The sequence below is a fragment of the Arthrobacter sp. M2012083 genome, from assembly GCF_000281065.1.
Lineage (GTDB): Bacteria > Actinomycetota > Actinomycetes > Actinomycetales > Micrococcaceae > Arthrobacter.
In genome coordinates, this window is record NZ_AKKK01000002.1 from 96,277 (window position 1) to 117,380 (window position 21,104).

Consider the following 21,104-nt stretch of genomic DNA (forward strand, 5'->3'; position numbering starts at 1 on the left):
GGGGTTGCGGTGTTTCGTCGTGGTGTGGCGTGGTTGGTTGCTGTGGTGTTGGTGGTGGTGGCGCCGGGGCTGTTGGTGTTGCCTGCGGCGGTGGCTGCGGATCCGGTGGTGGAGAACGTGGTGTCGTTCTCTGATGTGCCTGAGTCCTCGCAGTTTGCTACGGAGATTTCGTGGTTGGCCGCCTCGGGTATTTCCACGGGTTGGGATGCCGGTGGCGGGGTGCGGCAGTACCGTCCGTTGGAGTCCATTGCCCGGGACGCGATGGCGGCGTTCTTGTACCGTCATGCCGGGTCGCCTGCGTTCACCGCCCCCGCAGTATCACCGTTTACGGATGTTCCGGCCGGGGCTGCGTTTTATAAGGAGATCACTTGGCTGGCCGCGGAGGGCATTTCCACGGGCTGGGATGTCGGCAGTGGGAAGCGTGAGTACCGTCCGTTGTCCCCGATCGCCCGTGATGCGATGGCCGCGTTCTTGTACCGGTACGCGGACAAGCCAGGGTTCACGGCCCCGCCGGTGTCGCCTTTCGTCGATGTTGCGGCTGGTGGCGGGTTCTATGCGGAGATCACGTGGTTGGCGGCGTCGGGGATTTCCACGGGCTGGGATGCCGGTAACGGGGTGCGGGAGTACCGGCCGTTGAACGGGATCGCCCGTGATGCGATGGCCGCTTTCCTGTACCGGTACGCGGGCCAGAAAGCACCTGCTGACCCGGGGAACCCTGCGGCGGGGACGGTCACGGTGGCACCCGACGTCGAGGTCCTGGAACCATCCCAACTGGAAACCGCGCTGGTAAGTGCCGGCACGGTGGTCCTTCCTTCGGATCAGGCGTTGGAGATCAAACCCAACGACGTGCTCGTTTCCGGTGTTACTACGGGTACCCCGGACGGGTTGCTGGTCCGAGTGGTGCAGGTAGTGCGGGACCCGGGTGGGAACACCTTGGTGAAGACCAAACCCGCCACCCTTCCCGAAGCGGTGGTCTCCACCGGCGGGCTGCTCGAAGTAGCCGGCACCCCGGTGAGGTCAGAGTTCATCCCCGAACCCGACGTCGTCGTTGAACCCGACGCAGCCCCGACCGCAACAAAACCCGGCACCGAGCAGTCACCGGAAATGGCCCAACCCTTCGCGGAAGCCTCAGCGGATGTTTTCAACAAGTCGATGACGTTCAAGAAGACCATCAAGGGTGAATTCGGCAAACCCGACGCGCCTCTGACTGGTAACGGCTCGGTGACTTTGAAGTCGTCAGTGACGGCGAAGGCCACGGCGAAGATGACGTTGGACGTCGGTTTCCTGAAGTTGAAGGAAGCCTCGGTAGTGGTGACACCGTCGGTGAAGGCCGAGCATTCCGTCACGGCCGAGGGGTCGTTGAAGGGCCAGGTGACCTCAAAGCTCGGTGAGCTCAATGCCTGGTTCACGTTCTGGGTTGGGCCGGTCCCTGTGGCAGTGACCGGCGAGGCGGAGATGAATGCGAACTTCGCCTTGGACGGGGACGCGCAGGTGGTTTTCTCCTCGTCGCAGACCGTTTCCAGCGGTCACGGATTCAAATACAAAGACGGCTCGTTCAACCTGGTCAATGACAAGCCCTCCACTTCCGGGATCCAGAATCAATACAAAGCCTCGGCGTCTCTGACTGTGAGGGCATCACTGGATTTTGATGCCACGATCAAGCTGTACGGCGTCGCGGGGATCACGTTCGGGATGGGACCGTACGCGACCACCACCATCACCGTTACCGCTGCCAGCGGGCAGGACCTCAGCTGGACCTGCCCCTTGGAGCTGGGCGTCGACGGGCGGCTCGGCGTGACGGCCGGCATCGAGATCATGGGCTTCGACCTTGGCGAGTGGGAAGCCACAGTGACCAAGTCATGGCCACTGTTCACTGCCAACCCCTGCCAGGGCACCACCGTCATCCAGCCCCCACCAACAAACCCGACGCCGACACCGACGCCGACCAATCCGCCCGGTCCGGGCATAACGCTTCCGCAAGTGCCGGTTCGCGTCGGACAGAGCGGCCAAGCAGTGTTGGTTGAGGACGGCTATGACGTCGACTCTGTCCAATGGATCTCAACCCCGTTGCCCAACACGGTACTGTCTGCCGGTCAGCCGACAATTCCGGCGACCCTGACGTGGTCGCCGAAAACCCCTGAGACCGTCCAGTTCTCCATCCGTGTGACCTACAACGGCGGAAGCACAAAGGATGTGTCGGGGTCCATGCGCGCTTACCCGGTGCCGGCTCCGTCGCTTGCTGTGGGAAATCTCCAATCCACCTACGTAGCCACATCGGACCGCGGAACCCCATACTCCGTAGTTACCTTCGAGGTCACAAAAACTACGGCGTCCAACACAACACCCTTGAAGACCCTTACAGACAAAGAAGATCAAGCAAGTGACTTCTACGAGTACACAGGCGGTGACACGAACGCCAACAACGTTCTGGACCTCGGCGAGAAGTGGCAGTATCGGGCCTTCTACCTGGATTGGCGGGACTCGGAGCCGGGAAACAGCAGGACAAGGACAATCCTGGTCCGCGCCAACGACACCACAGGCGCGGGTTCATGGATTGACGCCGAAGCCCTTTACACGATGACGCGCTAGTTCATCTTAAGACGACGACGCCTGGGAAAAACAGCGTCCGTCCTCGGTGCAGGGCTCTCGCTAGCTGGTCGACAGCGTGATCCGACTCGGCTGTTCCGACCCTCGGCAATTGCAGAGGTGATCTCAGCACGGACGGCGTCTACAGTTCGTTGGTGGTTCCCCATGGAACCAGGCTACGGAGGCATCCCAGGGATAAAGCGCTCGGCACAACCCTTCCGGATAGGATTCGTGTGATGTTCAGCCAAGACAAGCAGTTCCGCAAGCCTGACGGCACCCTCTACGACCCAAGGCTTGCGGAACTGCAGGCGCCCGGCCGGTGACCAACGGACGAACCAAGTTCATGACCTGATTTTTTGATGACGCCGGGCACCACTGCGAGCACGAAGCCACCGTTCGGCGTTGCCCATCGCACGGGTTGCCAAGGCCCAGTACGCCACTCCTGCTGCGAGGGATGCGGCCACTGCCAAGCCTTTGCTGTACTCGTCGAAGTAGGGATACACCAACCAGTGGGTGACGTAGATATAGAGGGATGAACTCGCGAGCAGAGCCGTGATGCGATGAAGGCCGCGGGGAACGGGCAACGTAGGGATCCACAGCAGAATGAGGAAACCAACCAGGATGGTGGCGCTACGGTATTCGCTTGGGAAGGATCCGGGAATCGTCAACAGAGCCAGGGCCGTCATGGCAGCTCGTTGCCACCACCGCCGGGACACGGCTGCGGCCCACCCGAAGGCGAAGAGCCACAGCACAGGCCCTTGCCCTGGGTATGGCAGTTCAATGACATCAAAGCGCTGCAAGAGATCGATCCCAGCCAGGACCAGCGGAAAAGTCCAAGGCCATCTGCGCAGCGCCCTATCAACGCCAGGGATCGCCAGGAGGATGGCCAATCCGAGGAGGATGTGGACCAGCACCTCAACGAACCAGAAGCGCGACAGGTCAGTCCACCCCGGCGGGCCCACCAAGGAATTCAGTAAGAAAACGTTGTGCCAGCGGTAGTCGTCAGTGACGACGAACGCGAGGCCGATCACCGCAACGCTGGGCACGACAATCCGCGCAACAGCCCGTAATTGCCGCTTAAACCGCTCGAGCCTGGACCCCGTGAGCTGGAAACGTGCAAAGTTGTAGCCGGCCAGGGCCATGAGCACGTGCGCGGTGCCTTCCCAAGAGAAGAAGTCGATGTGCGTTGCGACGATGAAAACGATGGCAACAGCACGCAGGACGATCCCGGTTTCCATGCTGGCGAGCAACTTGCTGTGCCACTTTTGCACGGCACGGCCAACCATGCCGGGTGCACCCGCATTCCCCAAGTCTCCCGAGGGTGCTGAGTCCGGCCCGGGAACGAGTTCGCAGATGGGCATCGTGTGCCACCCTTGCGGAATCCGGCCAAGAGCCTTCTCCAACCGCACGGAGACCGCTACATAAGATAGCGAGTCTCCACCCAGGGAAACGAAACTGTCCGTGATGCCAACATCCTGGCGCTCCAAGGCATCCGCAAAGATCTTCCGCACAGAATCCGTCGTCGCGGGCGCATGGCCGTCGTCGGCGTGCGCAACGACTTCCGGTTGGGCCGGCTCCGGACGGACAGACAGCGCCAAGACAGCGGGGTAGTCAGGTTTTCCGTTGGCCAACCGCGGAATGGACGGTACCGAATAGAGTTCGACGGCGGCACGCGGCACGCCGAGGTCCTGCGCCAGTGTTTTGGCCACCAAGGCGAGGTCCCGGTCCCCTTCCACTGCCGCCAGCACCATCCCGTCCGAGCCGGCAGCGGCAGCACTCAGGCCAAGGTCCGCAAGAAGCCGTTCTACGCGACCCAGATCAACCCGGAGCCCAACGATTTTGACGAACCTGCTGCGCCGGCCAACGATCTCATAAAGACCGCCAGGGCCTTGACGTGCCAGATCACCGGTATGGAGCTCCGTAACTTCGCGGCCGAGGGCCAGATCCTCGGCCCTCTCTGCATAACCCATCATGACGTTGGGGCCGGTGAACACCAGCTCGCTGGCATCCATCCCCGGCACGGGTTCAAGCCGGAACGCTCCGCCTGGTACTGGTACTCCGATTGCATGTGGGTGGACTACCGCCTGGTCGGGGGGCAAATAGGCCATCCGGGCTGTCGCCTCCGTCTGCCCGTACATGACGAAGAGGTCCCAACCGCGTTTCCGGCCCAACTCAGCGTAGGAGCGGACCCGATCCGGTGCCAGACGGCCTCCGGCCTGGGTGATGTACCGCAGACTCGGGAGGTCCATGTGCTCGAAGCCCACCCTGTCCAGAAGGTCGAAGGTGTACGGCACGGCGGCAAATGACGTCACATGCCGGGACCGGACCAAGTCCCAAAAACAGGGATCCACCACTGAAAGGTCCGTCAGTGCGATTGAGGCACCCACCAGCAAGTGGCTGTTGACCACGCTCATCCCGTAGCAGTACGAGAGGGGCAGCGTAGTGGCTGCGGTGTCACTTGGACGCAAGTGCAGGTACTGGGCTATGGCGGCCGCGTTGGCTTGAACGGACGCGCCAGAGAGGCGAACCAGTTTCGGTGATCCGGTGGACCCGGAGGTGCTGACCAAGAGGGCCAGCTCTGGGTGTAAATCGTGCCGGGTCCTGAGCCTGCGGACGTCCAGGACGCATTCGCCCGGGGCTGACCGGGCAACAATGTCGGGATCGTAGGCGGCAATCAGCGTTTCAGCGGCCTGGCCACCACCCGGTGGCAATATCAGCAATGGATTTCCGGACGCCAGTGCGGCGAGATAGACGGTCAGCGACGACAGCGTGTTCTCGGCCTCAAGGGCAATCAGGCACCGGGCAGGGCCGAACGACCGCGCCATGGCCTCGACGCGGCGGGCAAGTTCCAGGTAACTGACTGAGCGTTTCCCGATACTGATGGCCGTTCGGTCTCCGAACGCGGCCAGGTTGGCGGCGAACGAAACTCCGGCCAAATCCGGCTGAATAGTCACATCCGAAATTGAACAAGGTAAAGCTAACCTAACTCAACTGGATAATGATGTGGCCACCAATATGACCTTGGCTAAGCGCTCACCGAGAACGCTACGCCCTCGCCGACCACCCGAAGGCAGAGCTCCGTTCCAGGTTTGGTAATGGATGCGTTCCAGTGCCTGATGGTGATGACTTCGCCACCGCCTGGGTAGCGATGGCCGTTACCGGAGCTCCCTCCGTCGGGAGCAGAGTAAGCACCTAGTTTGATGCGTACGGTGGTTTCAGGGCCGAAGTAGTCGGTGTCCACAACGACGCCGCGGATCGGACCATCCGGGGCGATGCGGATTTGCTCCGGTCGCAGCATGAGTTGGACGTTGCCTTGTGCGGGCGGGCGCCTGACGGGGATGCCGCCCAGCGAGCATGTGGCGAGGGAGCCTTCCATCCAGGCGTCCAGAATGACCGCCTCCCCAAGGAACTCCGCGGTGGCACGGTCCGCAGGACGAGTGTAAACGACGAACGGGTTGCCTATCTGGGCCAGTGTTCCATCACGCATGATGGCTACCTGGTCCGCGAAGGACAATGCTTCGGCTTGGTCGTGGGTGACCAGGATGGTGGTCACCCCTGCTTCGTTAAGGACCTTGGCAACGGCCCTCCGCGTGGCGACGCGTAGACCGGCGTCAAGGGCGGAAAACGGCTCATCGAGAAGCATCAATTCGGGCTCGCGGGCCAGCGCCCTGGCCAAGGCAACCCTCTGTTGCTGACCGCCCGACAACTGGTGGGGCCTGCGCTTTGCCATCGACGCATCAAGCGAAACCATAGCGAGCAGTTCCTCCACGCGCGCCCGGACGCCCCGCCGACCGCCGTCGAGCTTTCCAACGTCCAGGCCGAAAGAGATGTTCTGCCCCACTGTGAGATGGGGGAAGAGGGCGCCGTCCTGGGCGACGTAGCCAACGTGGCGTTTGTGCGCGGGAACCCGGACACCGTTTCCGGCCACCAGGGTTCCGTTGAGGCTGATGGTCCCGCTGGTGGGATGTTCGAAACCGGCGATGAGCCTGAGCAACGTGGTCTTGCCCGAGCCTGACGGACCCACAATGGCCGTGGTGCCACCTTTGGAAACGGAGAGGTCGATACCCCTTAATACCGTCTGCGGACCAAAATTCTTGGTGACGCCGGCAATGTCGAGGTGAGTGTCCGTTGTTGGTGCAACAGAGGGCGCAACGCGCGGAGCCGCGAAACCCGGGGATGAATGAGTAGTCACTGTCCGGCCACTTTCTTGGACTGTTGGAAGAGCAGGTACGTCATGGGGGCCGAGAGCAGGATCATCAGCAGCGCATAGGGTGCCGCTCCGGTGTAGTCGATTTCGCTACTCTTGCTCCAAAACTCCGTTGCCAAGGTTCGGGTGCCGTTGGGCGCGAGCAGGAGCGTGGCCGTGAGTTCATTGACGATTGCGAGGAAAACCAGGGCCGCTCCCCCGGCAGCGGCCGGGGCGGTGAGCCGCAGGGTGACTTTGAAGAAGGAAACCAGCGGAGCTTTACCCAGGGACTGGGCGGCCTCGTCGAGCTCCTTGGGCGCTTGGGCCAGACCGGAACGGAGGTTGACCAAGGCGCGCGGCACAAAAAGAAGTACGTACGCAGCGATCAGGACACCCGCGGTCTGGTAGACCCCCGGAATGGCGCGGATGCTGACGGTGACGAACGCAAGGCCGACCACGATCCCCGGCAATGAGCTGGTCACGTAATTGGAAAGCTCAAGCAATTTACTGAACCAGCTGGGATGCCGGACGGCCAGGTATGCCATGGGGAAGGCCACCACCGTGGTAACCGCAGCGCCCGCTGTCCCGTACATAAGGGTTTGTAGGAGCGCCGGGACGAACTCGTCCGCTGCCCAAACATCCGGCCCTCCAGCTACGGCCCAACGCACCACGAACCACACAGGAAGCCCGAAAGCGAGGACGGTCAGACTCAACAACCCCAGTTGCGCCGGCGCTTGATAGTGGCCGAGCGGAATCCGGGTGGCTTTGGCTTGAGCACCGGAACCTATACGCGCATAGCGGGCGGTGCCGCGGCTCTTCACCTCGGCGAGCAACAGAATAAGGCAGAGAAAGACCAGGACGCTGGCCAACATATTTCCTGCCGTTCCGTTGAACGTCGACTGAAACTGGACCATGATCGCCGTGGTGAACGTATCGAACCGGATCATGGCGAAGGCTCCATATTCAGCCAGCAGGTGCAACGCCACCAGCAGAGCCCCGCCGGTCATCGCGATACGAAGCTGCGGCAGCACCACACGGAAGAACACCGCCCACGGGCCAAAACCCAATGAGGCAGCGGACTGCTCGATAGCCGGGTCCAGCCGCCCCAAGGTGGCGGCCGCCGGAATGTAGACGAGCGGGAAATAGGACAGCGTCGCGATCAGCACGCCGGACCAGACTCCCTCCAGCGAAGGAACCGCCGACACCCATGAGTAACTGTTCACAAACGCAGGGATTGCCAAGGGTGCTGCCAACGCGACAGCCCACCAGCGGTGACCGCGGAGATTGGTCCGCTCCACCAGCCAAGCGCCTCCAACGCCCAACACCAGGCACAGGGGAACCGTCAGTACCATCAGCATGATGGTGTTCAACAGCAGCTCGCCGACCCGCGGACGGACAATAAGTTCGACGGCGGTGTCCCAGCCTGTCGCTGCTGTCATATAGACGACGTAACCCAAAGGCACCAGCGAAAACAGTGCAATCAGCACCGCCAGCAAGGACACAGTGGAAACGCCGAAAAGCGGGCGGGGACGCTTGCCCCCACCCGCCGTCGTCGTGCTTTCCGGTGTCTCCGAGCCGGGAGCCGAAAGTCGAACTGTCACGGAATTACAGCAGTCCTGCCTTGGTCATCAGATCGGTGACCTTGGTGGAATTCAGTTTCGCCGGGTCAACGGCAGGTGCCTGCAGGTCCTTGATGGGAACAAGCTTCGGGTTGGCATCAACCTGTGACGCGATGGCGTACTCAAACGACGTACCATTCTTGAGGATCTCCTGGCCCTGCTTGCCCGTGACGAATTTCAGGAATGCCTGCGCGTCCGCTGCCTTCTTGGAAGACTTCAGGACACCGCCGCCGGAGATGGAGAGGAACGCTCCGGGGTCCTGGTTCTTGAAGTAGTACGGGGTGACGTTCTTGGAGTTCTCGCCGGTCTTGGCCTGATCGCCGTAATAGTAGTAGTGGTAGATCAGTGCGGCGTCGACCTCTCCGGCGTTGACAGCCTTCATGGCGGTGCCGTTGCCCTTGTAGGCCTTGAAGTTTTCCTTCATGCCCTTGAGCCAGGCCTCAGTTGCGGCCTCGCCCTTGAGTTCGAGCAGGGCAGCCACGATTGCCTGGTAGTCAGCGCCGGTGGGCGAGGCAGCCCACTTGCCCTTCCATTCGGGGTTGGCCAGATCAAGCATGGACTTGGGGAGCTTGTCGTCGCTGATCTTGTTCTTGTCATAGACCAAAACCGTGGAGCGGGCAGCGATGCCGGTCCACTTACCCGTGGAGGGACGGAACTCTGCAGGGACCTGATCGATGGTGGCCTTGTCCACATCTGCGAAGAGGCCAGCGTTTTCAACCTGCGCCATTGCAGGTGAGTTCTCCGTGAGGAAGACGTCGGCGGGGGAAGCTGCGCCCTCCTGGACGATCTGGTTGGACATTTCGGTGTCCGAGCCCTGGCGAAGGGTGACCTTGATGCCCGTTTCCTTGGTGAAGGCGTCGATCCATTCCTTGGTCAGGCTCTCATGCTGGGCGTTGTACACCGTGATGCCATCGCCTGAAGCAGCGGATTCCGAGGCAGCAGGTGCGGAGCCGGCGTTGGAGCCGCAGGCCGCGAGGCCGAGGGCTGCGGTGGCGGCTAGTGCGATTCCGGCCAGCGCGTTCTTGCGGAACTTCATGGGGGCTACTTTCTTGGGGAAGAAGGGGATGTTGGGGACTATCTCCTTCAAGAACTTTAGGTTAGCCAAGCCTAAGCTCCAATACCGGAGGGCCTACCGAGCGCGAGTCAGGAAGATTGTTACGTCGACACCGGCAAGTGACGCTACCCGAGGGAGGTGAGCGAGCGTCCCACCCAAACCCGAGGGACGTGAGCGAGCGACCCACCCAAACCCTCGGGACGTGAGCGAGCGTCCCGCCCAAACCCTCGGGAGGTGAGCGAGCGACCCACCCAAACCCGAGGGACGTGAGCGAGCGTTTGGGGGCTACATGTCTGCGAGCGCGCCGCCCGGGTTTTCGATTGCGTCGGCGACGTACCTGAGGAAGCCGGCAGCGGTTTCGCCGTCGCACACGCGGTGGTCGAAGGCCAGGGTCAGCTCGGTGACCTTGCGGACGGCCAGCTCACCGTTGACCACCCAGGGCTTGTCGATGATGCGGCCCACGCCGAGCATCGCAACCTCTGGGTAGTTGATGATCGCGGCCGAGCCGTCCACACCGAACACGCCATAGTTGTTCAGCGTGAACGTGCCTGAGCCGAGTTCGGTGGGGGTTGCCTTTCCGTCACGGGCGACGGCGGTGAGGCGGCGGATCTCTGCGTCCAGTTCGCGGGCACTCAGTTGGTGCGCGTTCCGGACGGACGGGACTACGAGTCCGCGGTCGGTCTGGGCAGCGAAGCCGAGGTTGATGCCGTCGAAGCCAACGATTTCCTGCGAGCCATCCGAAGCAGTCTCAAAGCGTGTGTTCAGGGCCGGATACTTTTTTAACCCAGCCGTGACAAAACGAGCGATGAAGGCCAGCAGGCCCGGGGTATCGTGCGGTGCACGCTTCTTGAGCCCGGCACGCATCTCCAGGAGCGCGGTCGCGTCCACGTCCACCCATACGGTGGCTTCCGGAATCTCAGAGCGGCTGCGGGTCATGTTCGCGGCCACGGCCTTGCGGACCCCACGGACAGGCGTCCGCGCCGAGACAGCCAAGCCAGTCCGGCTATCGACGGCACCTGAGTCAGCAGACGCAGCAGCACCAGCAGAGACAGGAGCAGGAACCGGTGCAGGAGCAGCAGGTGCAGCAGGAGCCTCCGGCGCAGAAATAGCCGCCTCCACATCCCGTCGCATGATCAACCCGCTGGCACCGGAGCCTTCAATCGCGTCGAGGGAAACACCGTGGTCGCGTGCCATCTTGCGGACCAGCGGCGAGATGACAGCACTGAGCTTGCCGGGAATGCGCGTCCCAGCAACGGCAGGCTCCATCACCGGTTCAGCAGCAGGAGCAGCAGCAAAAACAGGAGAATCGACGACGCCGACACTCGCCTTCCGCGGGCGGGTCCGGCCACCGGTTACTCCCCCAGGCGTACCGTAACCAATCAGCACGTTGCCGGAGCCGGCCTTCTCCTCGGTCCGGTAGGTCTCGGCAGCAGCTTCAACAGCCGGCGAAACGTCAAGACCCGACGACACCGGCGAAGGATCCACAGAACCAGCCGGAACAGGAGCAGGAGCCGCGGCAGCGGGCGAACCGGTGGAAGAACCAGCGCGAGCTATCGAGATCAGCGGCTTGCCGACGTCGAGCGTTTGGCCTGCTTCACCGTGCAGCTCGGCAACTGTGCCGGCGTACGGCGAGGGCACCTCAACCATGGACTTGGCGGTCTCAACCTCGGCGATGGGCTGGTCAACTACGATCTCGTCACCCACTGCAACGAGCCAGTTCACCAGTTCGGCCTCGGTGAGGCCCTCCCCCAGGTCGGGCAGTTTGAAGACCTGCATATCTGAGCTCATGGTCAGTCCTCCCATTGAAGGTCGTCGACGGCGTCGAGGATGCGGTCGACGCTTGGCAGGTAGTAGTGCTCCAGCTTGGGAGACGGGAACGGGACGTCGAAGCCGGTCACGCGAAGGATTGGCGCGGCGAGGTAGTGGAACGCCCGTTCCTGGACGCGGGCCACGATCTCGGAGGACACGGACGCGAATCCGTGGGCCTCGGCGATCACGACGGCGCGTCCCGTCTTGCGTACGGACGCGCAGACGGTTTCGTCGTCGAAGGGGACGAGGGTTCGGACGTCGATGACTTCAAGGGATCGGCCCTCTTCGGCGGCGGCCGCAGCTGCGGCGAGTGCGGTGGGGACGGACGGACCGTAGGCGATGAGTGTCGCGTCCGTGCCGGGACGGGCAACAGCTGCGCGGCCCTCGGTGGAGGTACCGGCGTCGTGCTCTGCTCGCAGGGCACCCAGGTCAACTTGGTCCTTTGACCAGTAGAGCTTCTTGGGTTCCATGAACATCACGGGGTCATCGGAGTCGATGGCTTCGCGGAGCATGCGGTAGCCGTCGGCCACGGTGGCCGGGGTGTAGACCTTCAGGCCGGCAGTGTGGGCGTAGTAGGACTCGGAGGAGTCGCAGTGGTGCTCCACTCCCCCGATGCCGCCGGCGTAGGGAACACGGATGACCATGGGCATTTTGAGCTTGCCCTTGGTGCGGTTGTGCATTTTGGCTACGTGGCTGACGATCTGCTCGAAGGCCGGGTAGGCGAAGGCGTCGAACTGCATTTCGATGACGGGGCGCATGCCGTTGATGGCCATACCCACAGCCATGCCCACGATCCCGGATTCGGCCAGCGGAGTGTCGAAGCAGCGCTGTTCGCCGAACTCAGCCATGAGGCCGTCGGTGATGCGGAAGACGCCGCCCAACATGCCCACGTCCTCGCCGAATACCAGGACGGAGGAATCGGCGCGCATGGCGTCGGCCATGGCGGTGTTGAGCGCCTTGGCCATGGTGAGGCTCTGCGGGCCGGTGGCTTCGGCAGTGGCCGCGGCGGAAGCGGCTGCGCTGGCGGTGGCTGCGCTGACGTTGGCTGTGGTGGTGCCGGTGGCACTGGTGGTGACGGTCATTTTGCGCTCTCCGTTCCGTGATTTTCGGCGTTGCCGGTGCTTTCGGCGCGGGCGAGTTCGCTGGCGAGCAGTTCCGACTGCTCTTTCAGCTGCGGGGTTTGCTTGGCGAAGACGTACTTGAAGAGATCCAGCGGCTGCACCGGAACGTCCTCCCCCAGGCCTTCGCGGAGCTGAGTGGCCACGGCTTCGGCATGCGAGGCGATCCGCTCATTGGCGGAATCGTCCAGCAGTCCCTTATCCGTGAGGTAGGACTTCATGCGCGTCAGCGGATCCTTGGCCTGCCATTCGGCAACCTCGCTGTCCGGACGGTAGCGGGTGGCGTCGTCGGCGTTGGTGTGGGCCTGCATCCGGTACGTGTGGGCCTCGATGAGCAGCGGTCCGGAGCCTTCGCGGGCCAGCTTCACGGCACGGTCCATCACGGCGAGTAGCGCGACGAGGTCGTTGCCGTCAACGCGTTCACCGGCCATGCCGTAGCCAACAGCCTTGTGGGCCAGCGACGGTGCCACGGACTGGTGGCTGAGCGGTACGGAGATGGCGTACTTGTTGTTCTGCACGAAGAAGATGACGGGCAGGTGAAAGACGGCGGCGAAGTTCAGTGCCTCGTGGAAGTCGCCTTCGCTGGTGGCGCCATCGCCGCACATGGCCATGACTACGGTGTTTTCACCGCGGAGCTTGGCAGCGTGGGCAACGCCGACGGCGTGCAGCAGCTGGGTGGTCAGAGGGGTGCACTGGATGCCGACGTTGTGCTCTGTGGGATCGTACCCGCCGTGCCAGTCGCCGCGGAAGATGGTCATCACCTCAACGGGGTCCACCCCGCGGGTCATGACGGCGACGGCGTCACGGTAGGTGGGGAACAGCCAGTCACCTTCGCTGAGGCACATGGCAGCTGCAACCTGGCAGGCTTCCTGGCCGTGGCTTGAGGGGTAGACGGCCATGCGGCCCTGCCGGACCAGCGCAGAGTTCTGGTCGTTCACGCGGCGTCCGACGACGAGCTGCTCGTAAGCGGCCATCAGTTCAGCGTCGCTGGGGGTGGGGTACTCGTGGCCGGGTTCGGTGCCCTGCTCGTCATGGGAGCGGAGGGTGCCATCCGGGTTCACCATTTGGATCTGGTGCCGGGCGGGGAGCATGTAGTCCTCAACGCTGATGCCGAATTTTGTCCGAACGTCAGCAGCTTGGTCCTCTACAGCCGTTTCCGGCGCAGAGTGGTCTGCGTGGATCGTCATTGGTCCGTCCTTCTCTAGCCACTATGTGCTTCCAGTATGTTCCCCGGCTCTGTTTCGTATCCAGCTTTCCGCTGAATCATGGAAGCCCTTGCCTAAACTGGGTAATCTGAAAGACGAATTGCAATTGTGAGCTGGGTAACGTGCCTGTGCTGTAGACGAATTGGAGAGCCAGTGAGCGAGGCCGAGGCGGAGCAGACCGCCGTACCGCTGGACAGTGTGGACCGGGACATCATCCGCGAGCTGACAACCGACGGGCGTATGTCCATCACGCAGGTGGCGGAGAACGTCCACATCAGCCGCGCCCACGCGTACACCCGGATCGCCCGGCTCACCGGCGAGGGCGTGCTGACCAAGTTCACGGCGCTGGTGGATCCCATCAAAGCGGGCCTTCGGTCGTCGGCTTACGTGACGTTAAAAGTTCAGCAGCACTCGTGGCGCGAACTGAAGGAACAGCTGCGGGCCATCCCGGAGATTCACCACATCGCTTTGGTGGGCGGCGACTTCGACGTCATCCTCCTGGTCCGCGCCACAGACAACATCCACCTCCGCCGCGTCATCTTCGACCAACTGCAATCCATGGACGGCATCCTGGACACCCAAACCTTCCTGGTGTTCGAGGACGTAGATACCCGGTGACGTTCAAACGAAAGCTCGCCTGGACGTTGGTGGCTTGCGTCCTGGCGGGTGTCCTGTGGCTGATTGCCGCCTTCCAGCTCTTCCACAACCCACCCCACGCGACTCCCCAGCGAACCGACGCGATTGTTGTCCTTGGCGGCATGAGCAACGAACGGCTCCCGGTGGGCCTCGAGCTTCGGGACCAGCTGGGCATCGAAGACTTGGTGGTGATCACCACCGGTCTGCCGGCCAACGCCGGCTCGGATGAGTTTTGTGAAGAGCACGACGGCGTCACTCACCTGGACTGCTTCCGTCCGGACCCGCTGAACACCAGGGGCGAGGCGTCGCGGCTGCGCGACCTTGCCGCTGAGCGCGGGTGGGCGTCCGTGACTGTGGTGACGTCCGACTACCACGTTCAACGGGCCGGCACCCTGATGAAGCAATGCATCGCAGCCGACGTGCAGATGGTAGGAACCGAGCCGCAGCTCTCCCCCGCTGGTTGGGTGTGGCGGTTCGTGGTGGAAACTGGCGGCTTGATGGATGTGTGGGTGCGGCCTGAGTGCTAGGTGCTATGTGGGATAGCGTCGGGCTAGCGCCGTGCCGCGCGATTGCGGCATTTAGGAGTTGCTGGGCGTGGGCGTGCATGGCGCTGTAACGGAGCGTGTTGGCTTGGGCCGACCCCGATGTGACGCTTCGGATAGACGTTCCCCCGAGGCAGGCAAAGAAGAGTATTTGCCAAGTGACGGAGGCCCCGTACGATCCAGGCAGACAATTACTGGTCGCTAAGTACGGCCTCGAAGGTTGAATTTTAGAGTTTGATCACGCTCAGAGATCTCAAGGCACGAACGCCATGTGAGTCACCCGCCGTTTGGATAGCCTTCGCTGCCGTCCAACATACGAAGCCGTCATTTTGTGTCATGTGCTGAACGAACATGAAACATTCGTGACACCGACGACCGCTACAATGATCAGGACTCGTACGCTGGATGTGGCCGGGAAGCGCCTGCTGACTAAAGCACGACCGCAAAAACAAGGGGACCCAGACTTTGGAAATTCGTGACTACTTGAGCGTTCTTAGGCGCAACTGGATTCTGATAACGGCGCTGACGCTCTTGGGGCTACTTTGTGCAGGCATAGCAACTGTGCTCATCAAACCCACTTACACGTCTGAGACGCAGCTTTTTGTTGCCATTCAGAACTCGGGGTCCGTGCAGGAACTTCAGCAGGGAAACACGTTCAGCCAGGCGCGCGTGCAATCGTACGTTAAAACCGCAACTACACCTGTGGTTCTTCAACCAGCTATTGACAGTCTTGGCTTGGATGAAACACCGGTCCAGTTGGCATCAAGAATCAAGGCGACCACAGACCTCAACACAGTTCTCATCAACATCTCGGTGACGGACCAATCACCCGTTCAGTCGGCAGCAATTGCTCAGGCTGTAGGCGACAGTCTCATCCGGACCGTCGAGAATCTCGAAAAACCCTCCACTGACGGTGTTTCACCGATCCGGCTGTCTATCGTTACGCCCGCTGTGGCCCCAGCCCAGCCCTCCGCGCCCAATGTCCGTGTGAACTTGGCCGTTGGGCTACTTCTCGGTCTGGCTGTGGGCCTCGGAACCGCCCTTCTGAGGTCGACCTTGGATAGCAGAATCCGCGGTGAGGCTGACCTGCGTCGAGTCACTACCGCCCCTGTTCTTGGTGGAATTTCCTTCGATCCTCAGGCGGCTAAGACACCGCTTTTGACACAGTCGGCGACGCAATCTCACCGCTCAGAGTCCTTTAGGCAGCTCCGCACTAATCTCCAGTTCGCCAACGTCGGTGGCAAAACGAAAACAATCCTCGTCACGTCCTCGGTGCCCGGAGAGGGCAAGAGTACTACCGCTACCAACTTGGCCATTTCTTTGGCGCAGGCCGGCAGGACCATTTGCATTATTGACGCTGACCTCCGACGACCGATGATCAACACATATCTCGGCCTGGACAGGAACGCAGGACTAACAACTGCCCTGGTCGCTGAGGCCGACGTAGCGGATCTTTTGCAGCCTTGGGGCGACGATAACTTGTACGTGCTCACGTCGGGGCAGATCCCTCCCAATCCGAGTGAACTTCTCGGCTCAGAGGAAATGCAGCAACTCCTGCTGCGACTCGGTCAGTCGTTTGACACGATAATTATCGATGCGCCGCCGCTTCTACCTGTCACGGACGCTGCAGTGCTTTCGCAGTATGTTGATGGTGTTGTCATGGTGGTCGGCGCGCAAAAACTGACCCATCATGTCCTTCAGAAGTCCCTTCAATCGTTGGAGATGGTAGGGGCTAGACTGCTGGGCGTTGTCCTCAACCGTCTGCCCACGAAGGGCCCCGACGCATACGCGTACAGTTACACGACCTACGACGCCACGGAGATCCGGGAATCCAACCGGACGGCGCGCAATAATCGACGCAAAGCTTCAGAAGCTGCGCCTGACGCACAAGTTTCAGCAGGGCGTAGACTCCTCGTCGGCGGCGATCCGGAAGACGCCGACATCTATGCGCGTACAAGCCGCCGTCCTGAATAGCGCTGGCCACCTACGGCCGGCTAATTCGAGCACGGCAACAGGTTTGTCAGGAAGCCACGTGATGCCCTGGAGAATAACCTTCGATGACACGCCGGTCGGTGGCCAGTGACCAGGCGAAAAATAGCAGGTCAATTTTTATGGGTGTCTGCTGGCCGGGTACTTGGAGCACTCCTACAGACCGTTACATTCGTCCTCGTGGCCCGTAACGCCGGACCCGTGGAATTTGGGCTACTCGGAGCTGCCTTTGGCATTGCTACCGTAATCCAAACAGGCTTTGATTTTGGACTTTCCACATTGATCGTCCGAGAACGAGCTTCCGAAAAGCACAATCCCCTAGTCACGGATGCTCTGAAACTGGCTGATGTAAACGCCCTCTATCTGTCGGCTGCTGCTGCAGTGCTCCTCCTTGTGGCTGGGATCTTGTTGAACCCAGTATTTTTCATGATGCTCCCCCTGGCTGTCTGGGTTGGCGCTGAGCGGCAGGCGGACACATGGCTTGGCGTCCCGTTGGCGGACGGCGACGCCAAGGTCAACACAGTTAATCTCGTCCTTCGCAGGACGGCTGCCCTTGGCCTCTACTCAGCAATGGTTGCCCTCAATGTCTCAGCCATCCTTGCGTTTTCTGTGTCACTGGCGATGGCTTCCCTCGCGTCGTCTGTTGCCGTCAGGCGATACGTGGCGGGCCTAATCATGGTTCGTAGGGTTGAGCATGGCCGCCAACATATTCTTTCGATTGCCCGCCCATACTGGATAAACTCCCTGGGAACTCAGGCCCGAAACTTGGATTCAGCGATAGTCTCTGCTGTGGCTGGCCCTTTTCAAGCAGGGCTCTACGGCGTAGCCAGTAGAACGACAGGGCCAATGCGGATTCTGTCCACATCCTTGGCTACGGTCATCTTGCCTGCTGCGGCTAAGGCGAGTCCACGGGGCATCCGTCGCTTGGTCGCACTTACCCTTGGCGTGTGCTTGTGTTTAGGTATCCTCTACTCGGCGATCATACTTATTGCCCCGTGGCTTGTCGTTACGTTTTTGGGTGAAGCCTATAGTGGTGCAGTAGTACCCATACAACTAGCAATCGGTGGACTCGTATTTGCAGCCGCTGCATCCCTATTCGGGTCAATACTTCAAGGTGTGGGAAAACAAAAGTTTGTGGCAAAAACTGCAGTTGGCACGACCGTTGTATGCCTTTTGGGCGCATCAGTGGGATCAGTTCAGTTTGGTGCTATCGGGGCCGCCACAGGCCTTGCCGCATCGTTCACATTTCAGGCCTTAATCCTTGCGATCGGTATACTCGCCTGGTTCAGACAGCGCGCCTAACTTCCTGAGGAAAAGATGACAAACACATTACATATCAGCATTGCAGCGCAGTCGGACAATTTGGGCGATGTCGAAATCCGACGTCAACTCATCGAGCAATTCTTGCAGCGCGGGTACGGTCTGGTTGTGTTCGCTGGCAGCATGCCCAAGCCATATATTGATGCATTCCATTTACCGGCTGGCTCCAAAGTCATCTCAAATCCCATTGCGTTCCAGATGGCGGTAGTGCGCAATGCCCTTCTAGGACGAGCCAGCCTGGCCTACGCACCTGGACCACACATACTCACGGACTCTCCAAAGTCGCTGGCGAAGGCTGCTGCGGTTCTCGGTCTTTGCGCGTTAGTACGGATTCGTGGTGGCTCGCTCAGCGTGATTGGGCGTTCGCTTCGAGGTTCCGGACGTATTTCCATTGGGCTTGAGCGGGCATTGAGTGCCATGGCTACCAGTTACGCAATGCGCGATACCGCTTCCGCGCCTGTACTCGGCCGTTCTGCTGACGTGATGCCAGATATGGCCTTCCTTCGCAATGCATCCCTAGATAACGGCAACGTTGCTGCTGACCGGGATATCGTTGCTCTGTCATTCCGAAGCGATCGTGACGTCAACCTTGACGGCTTAGCTTCCTTAGTCAGCGAGAGCCATGCGCGCGGGCTAAAGCCCGTCCTAATCACCCAGGTACGCCGCGACGACAAACGCCATGCAGACCTAAGCAAGCGTCTGGGCATAGAAGCGGTTCTCTGGGAAAACAGGACACACGTCGAGCAAGAAGAAGTGATCGAGCATTACTATTCGCGTTCCCATGCGGTAGTAAGCAACCGCCTTCACTCCCTGCTGTTCGGCGTGGCCCACCAAGCCTTCCCAGTTGCACTCCACGAAGAGAAACAGAACAAGATACCCACGACTTTGAAGCCTTGGGTTGACTTTGACAGCTTGGTCTTAGAAAACCCTGACTTCGCATTCCTAGGCCGAACCGAAGATGATCGCAAAGACTTGGGAAACTCGGCGAAGGCTGCTGGCACTGCCCTGGGAAATTACATATCTTCAAAAGTTCCGGACTTTTCGTGAGCGAGGGCGAACGGCGAACCAATAGTCGCCGTTCGCTTCCTCACCAACTTTGTCGCATCATGCTCGGGAAATTGCCGCGCTGTGCTGCTTCTCATCGAGTCCGTTTGTAAAACGGTCACCAACTTTTCTGGCAGGATTGCCCACGACTATGGAATACGGCGCCACGTCCTTAGTGACAACTGAGCCAGCTCCCACCACGGCCCCCTCCCCGATAGTCACGCCGCCAAGGATGATAGCCGAGGCGCCAACCCAGACGTCGTTCCCGATATCAACACGGTCTCTGGGTTCTTGGGCGCGGTCTCCGACCCATGTCGCATGGATCATGGGCACTCCGACTTCGTCAATTGCATGATCGTTACGTCCGATGATTTGCACGTGCATGCCGATCATGACAAAGTCGCCGAACTTGCCGTCAACTTGAATTACTGATCTTGGCCCGATCGCAACATCGTCACCTATCTCCAACCGGTGCGGAGGCGACACAATGGCACCCCGACCGACCCTGAAGTTGTCGCCGTGGGTTACATTTCCACGCGTGGCCAGTAATGTCAGCAGACGGCGGGCGGCCCGGGTCAGCGGACGTGGAATTGCAGACCTAGTCGATCGTGTCATATTGAGGCATAGTCCGTTCAGTCAGGAAGGGATTGAGGTAAGCCTTGGAGTGCTGTACGGAGCCCGTCAGCCATCGCCTCAGCGGAATATCGTTTCTTCGTAAATTCGCTGATAGACGTATTGGGAAGGTTCTCACGTTTGTGCCACGCTTCACGGATCGATTCCGCCAGTGCCTCGGCAGAATCTGATTCAAACCAAGTCACGCCGCCAGAGTCGGCCAACTCGATTTCAGGGGAATGGTTTTCGTCCCTTGCCACGATCATGGGCACACCGAAACCAAGGCTTTGCGTCAAACCCAGGCCAGCAAAGCCAGTCGATGTCGTTGCTATCGCAGTACTGTAGTGAGACTTCAGAGCTTCCGGTTCGTCTATCCAGCCAGCAAAGTTGACTTTTTCTACCAGTCCTAGCTGATTGACCAGATCCTTCAATTTCGATAGCTCACTGCCACCCCCTACAAGGGTAAGGCGGAGCTCAGGAAGGGCGGCTGCAGCCATGGCGAAACCACGCACCAAGAGATCAACTTTCTTGGCAGGCTCAAAGCGTCCGACATAAAGAACAGAGTTGCGCTGGTGACCTGGCGTCGCGGGTGGCACCATCACGTCAAGCGGGTACAGAGAGTTAGGGGCAACCCAGACGGGCTCCGTTGGCAGGTCGGCCAAGGCCTTTGCCCTATCCCTGTAGGTATACGAGATTGTTCCGTCAGCGAGCCGCCTCATTGCTAGTCGCAGTGGTGCAGTCTTGGCATCCGAGCCCGCCTGAGGATGGATATGCCCCCAAACCAAAGTGCGCTTACCCCGTAGTACCTTTCGCACCACAAGGAGGCACCATGATGAGAGACTCCTGGGGTTAAGATCCAGCACCAGATTCGGAGTCCCCACTACATTTTGGATGCCCCCCTGAATGAAGAACTTCTTACGCAACAAGCGAGCCATGGGGACCCTGCGATACAGCTCCGGCGATATTCCAGTTTTTACTGTTTCGTCCAAGTGACTCTCGGAGACGAGTATTTTCAAGTCGTCACCCAACGAACCTACAAGGCTGTCTATGCAAGCCTGACGATACTTCGGAAGCACGGCCAAGAAGAGGGCATATTGACTAGGAGTGGTTTCAGACTTCAAGGTCGGTCACTTTTCGTTGCGAAGCGGTGGTCCAGAACCTGAGGACGGTTCGGGTTTCCGTAGATGGCATTGGGAGGTACGACGGTCTTGGCCGGGACCACCGTATTGGGGGTTACCACGGACGAGGCACCCAGAGTCGTGCCACCCAGAACCATACAACGGGACGTTACCCACGCACCGGATTCGATTGTGACCGGACTGGTCATCAGGGCCATGTCCGTACGAAGGGCGTGACTCCCTGTAGTTATAAAGGCTTCTTGAGA

Annotated in this window: 14 protein-coding genes and 1 pseudogene; 6 read left to right on the top strand and 9 right to left on the bottom strand. The window is 60.7% G+C overall.

Annotation, left to right across the window (positions count from 1 at the left end; translation table 11 throughout):
• The first annotated feature begins 9 nt into the window (after window positions 1-9).
• Complete coding sequence (locus tag A477_RS21870; protein ID WP_017197198.1) at window positions 10-2,589, top strand: S-layer homology domain-containing protein; 2,580 nt, start codon at window positions 10-12, stop codon at window positions 2,587-2,589.
• A 338-nt stretch (window positions 2,590-2,927) separates the two neighbouring features.
• Here A477_RS21870 and A477_RS0101075 read toward each other — a convergent pair whose 3' ends face one another.
• The 7 genes from A477_RS0101075 to pdhA all read right to left on the bottom strand — a co-directional run bounded on the left by A477_RS0101075 (window position 2,928) and on the right by pdhA (window position 13,559).
• Entirely contained in the window at window positions 2,928-5,540 is a 2,613-nt protein-coding gene (locus tag A477_RS0101075) for an AMP-binding protein (protein WP_017197199.1), read from the bottom strand.
• Between the two features lie 71 nt (window positions 5,541-5,611).
• Window positions 5,612-6,778, bottom strand: coding sequence for an ABC transporter ATP-binding protein (locus tag A477_RS0101080; protein WP_017197200.1), 1,167 nt, complete (start codon window positions 6,776-6,778; stop codon window positions 5,612-5,614).
• Entirely contained in the window at window positions 6,775-8,373 is a 1,599-nt protein-coding gene (locus tag A477_RS0101085; protein ID WP_017197201.1) for an ABC transporter permease, read from the bottom strand. Before A477_RS0101085 ends, A477_RS0101080 begins: the two co-directional genes overlap by 4 nt.
• Before the next feature lie 4 nt (window positions 8,374-8,377).
• Window positions 8,378-9,427, bottom strand: coding sequence for an iron ABC transporter substrate-binding protein (locus A477_RS0101090; protein WP_026005271.1), 1,050 nt, complete (start codon window positions 9,425-9,427; stop codon window positions 8,378-8,380).
• Between the two features lie 303 nt (window positions 9,428-9,730).
• Window positions 9,731-11,233, bottom strand: a complete 1,503-nt coding sequence (locus tag A477_RS0101095; RefSeq protein ID WP_192811964.1) for a dihydrolipoamide acetyltransferase family protein — start codon at window positions 11,231-11,233, stop codon at window positions 9,731-9,733.
• A gap of 2 nt (window positions 11,234-11,235) precedes the next feature.
• Complete coding sequence (locus A477_RS0101100; protein ID WP_017197204.1) at window positions 11,236-12,336, bottom strand: alpha-ketoacid dehydrogenase subunit beta; 1,101 nt, start codon at window positions 12,334-12,336, stop codon at window positions 11,236-11,238.
• Window positions 12,333-13,559, bottom strand: coding sequence for a pyruvate dehydrogenase (acetyl-transferring) E1 component subunit alpha (gene pdhA / locus A477_RS0101105; RefSeq protein ID WP_017197205.1), 1,227 nt, complete (start codon window positions 13,557-13,559; stop codon window positions 12,333-12,335). Before pdhA ends, A477_RS0101100 begins: the two co-directional genes overlap by 4 nt.
• 171 nt (window positions 13,560-13,730) lie before the next feature.
• Between pdhA and A477_RS0101110 the strand changes: the two genes are divergently transcribed.
• The 5 genes from A477_RS0101110 to A477_RS23195 all read left to right on the top strand — a co-directional run bounded on the left by A477_RS0101110 (window position 13,731) and on the right by A477_RS23195 (window position 19,111).
• A complete protein-coding gene (locus A477_RS0101110) occupies window positions 13,731-14,195 on the top strand; it encodes an Lrp/AsnC family transcriptional regulator (RefSeq protein ID WP_014922530.1) in 465 nt (154 codons plus the stop codon).
• Window positions 14,192-14,740, top strand: coding sequence for a YdcF family protein (locus A477_RS0101115; RefSeq protein WP_017197206.1), 549 nt, complete (start codon window positions 14,192-14,194; stop codon window positions 14,738-14,740). The genes A477_RS0101110 and A477_RS0101115 overlap by 4 nt, the downstream gene beginning before the upstream one ends.
• Window positions 14,741-15,220: 480 nt before the next feature.
• Window positions 15,221-16,729: a tyrosine-protein kinase domain-containing protein gene (locus A477_RS0101120; RefSeq protein WP_017197207.1), complete on the top strand. Its 1,509-nt coding sequence runs from the start codon at window positions 15,221-15,223 to the stop codon at window positions 16,727-16,729.
• A 141-nt stretch (window positions 16,730-16,870) separates the two neighbouring features.
• Window positions 16,871-18,046, top strand: coding sequence for a lipopolysaccharide biosynthesis protein (locus tag A477_RS0101125; protein ID WP_157367009.1), 1,176 nt, complete (start codon window positions 16,871-16,873; stop codon window positions 18,044-18,046).
• Between the two features lie 15 nt (window positions 18,047-18,061).
• Entirely contained in the window at window positions 18,062-19,111 is a 1,050-nt protein-coding gene (locus A477_RS23195) for a hypothetical protein (RefSeq protein WP_157367010.1), read from the top strand.
• Window positions 19,112-19,168: 57 nt separating this feature from the next.
• Here A477_RS23195 and A477_RS24050 read toward each other — a convergent pair.
• Together A477_RS24050 and A477_RS23200 are read right to left on the bottom strand one after the other, a co-directional pair.
• Window positions 19,169-19,378 (bottom strand): annotated as a pseudogene (locus tag A477_RS24050) (DapH/DapD/GlmU-related protein); the annotation flags it as partial.
• A 362-nt stretch (window positions 19,379-19,740) separates the two neighbouring features.
• Window positions 19,741-20,382: a glycosyltransferase gene (locus A477_RS23200; RefSeq protein ID WP_157367011.1), complete on the bottom strand. Its 642-nt coding sequence runs from the start codon at window positions 20,380-20,382 to the stop codon at window positions 19,741-19,743.
• Window positions 20,383-21,104 lie beyond the last annotated feature (722 nt).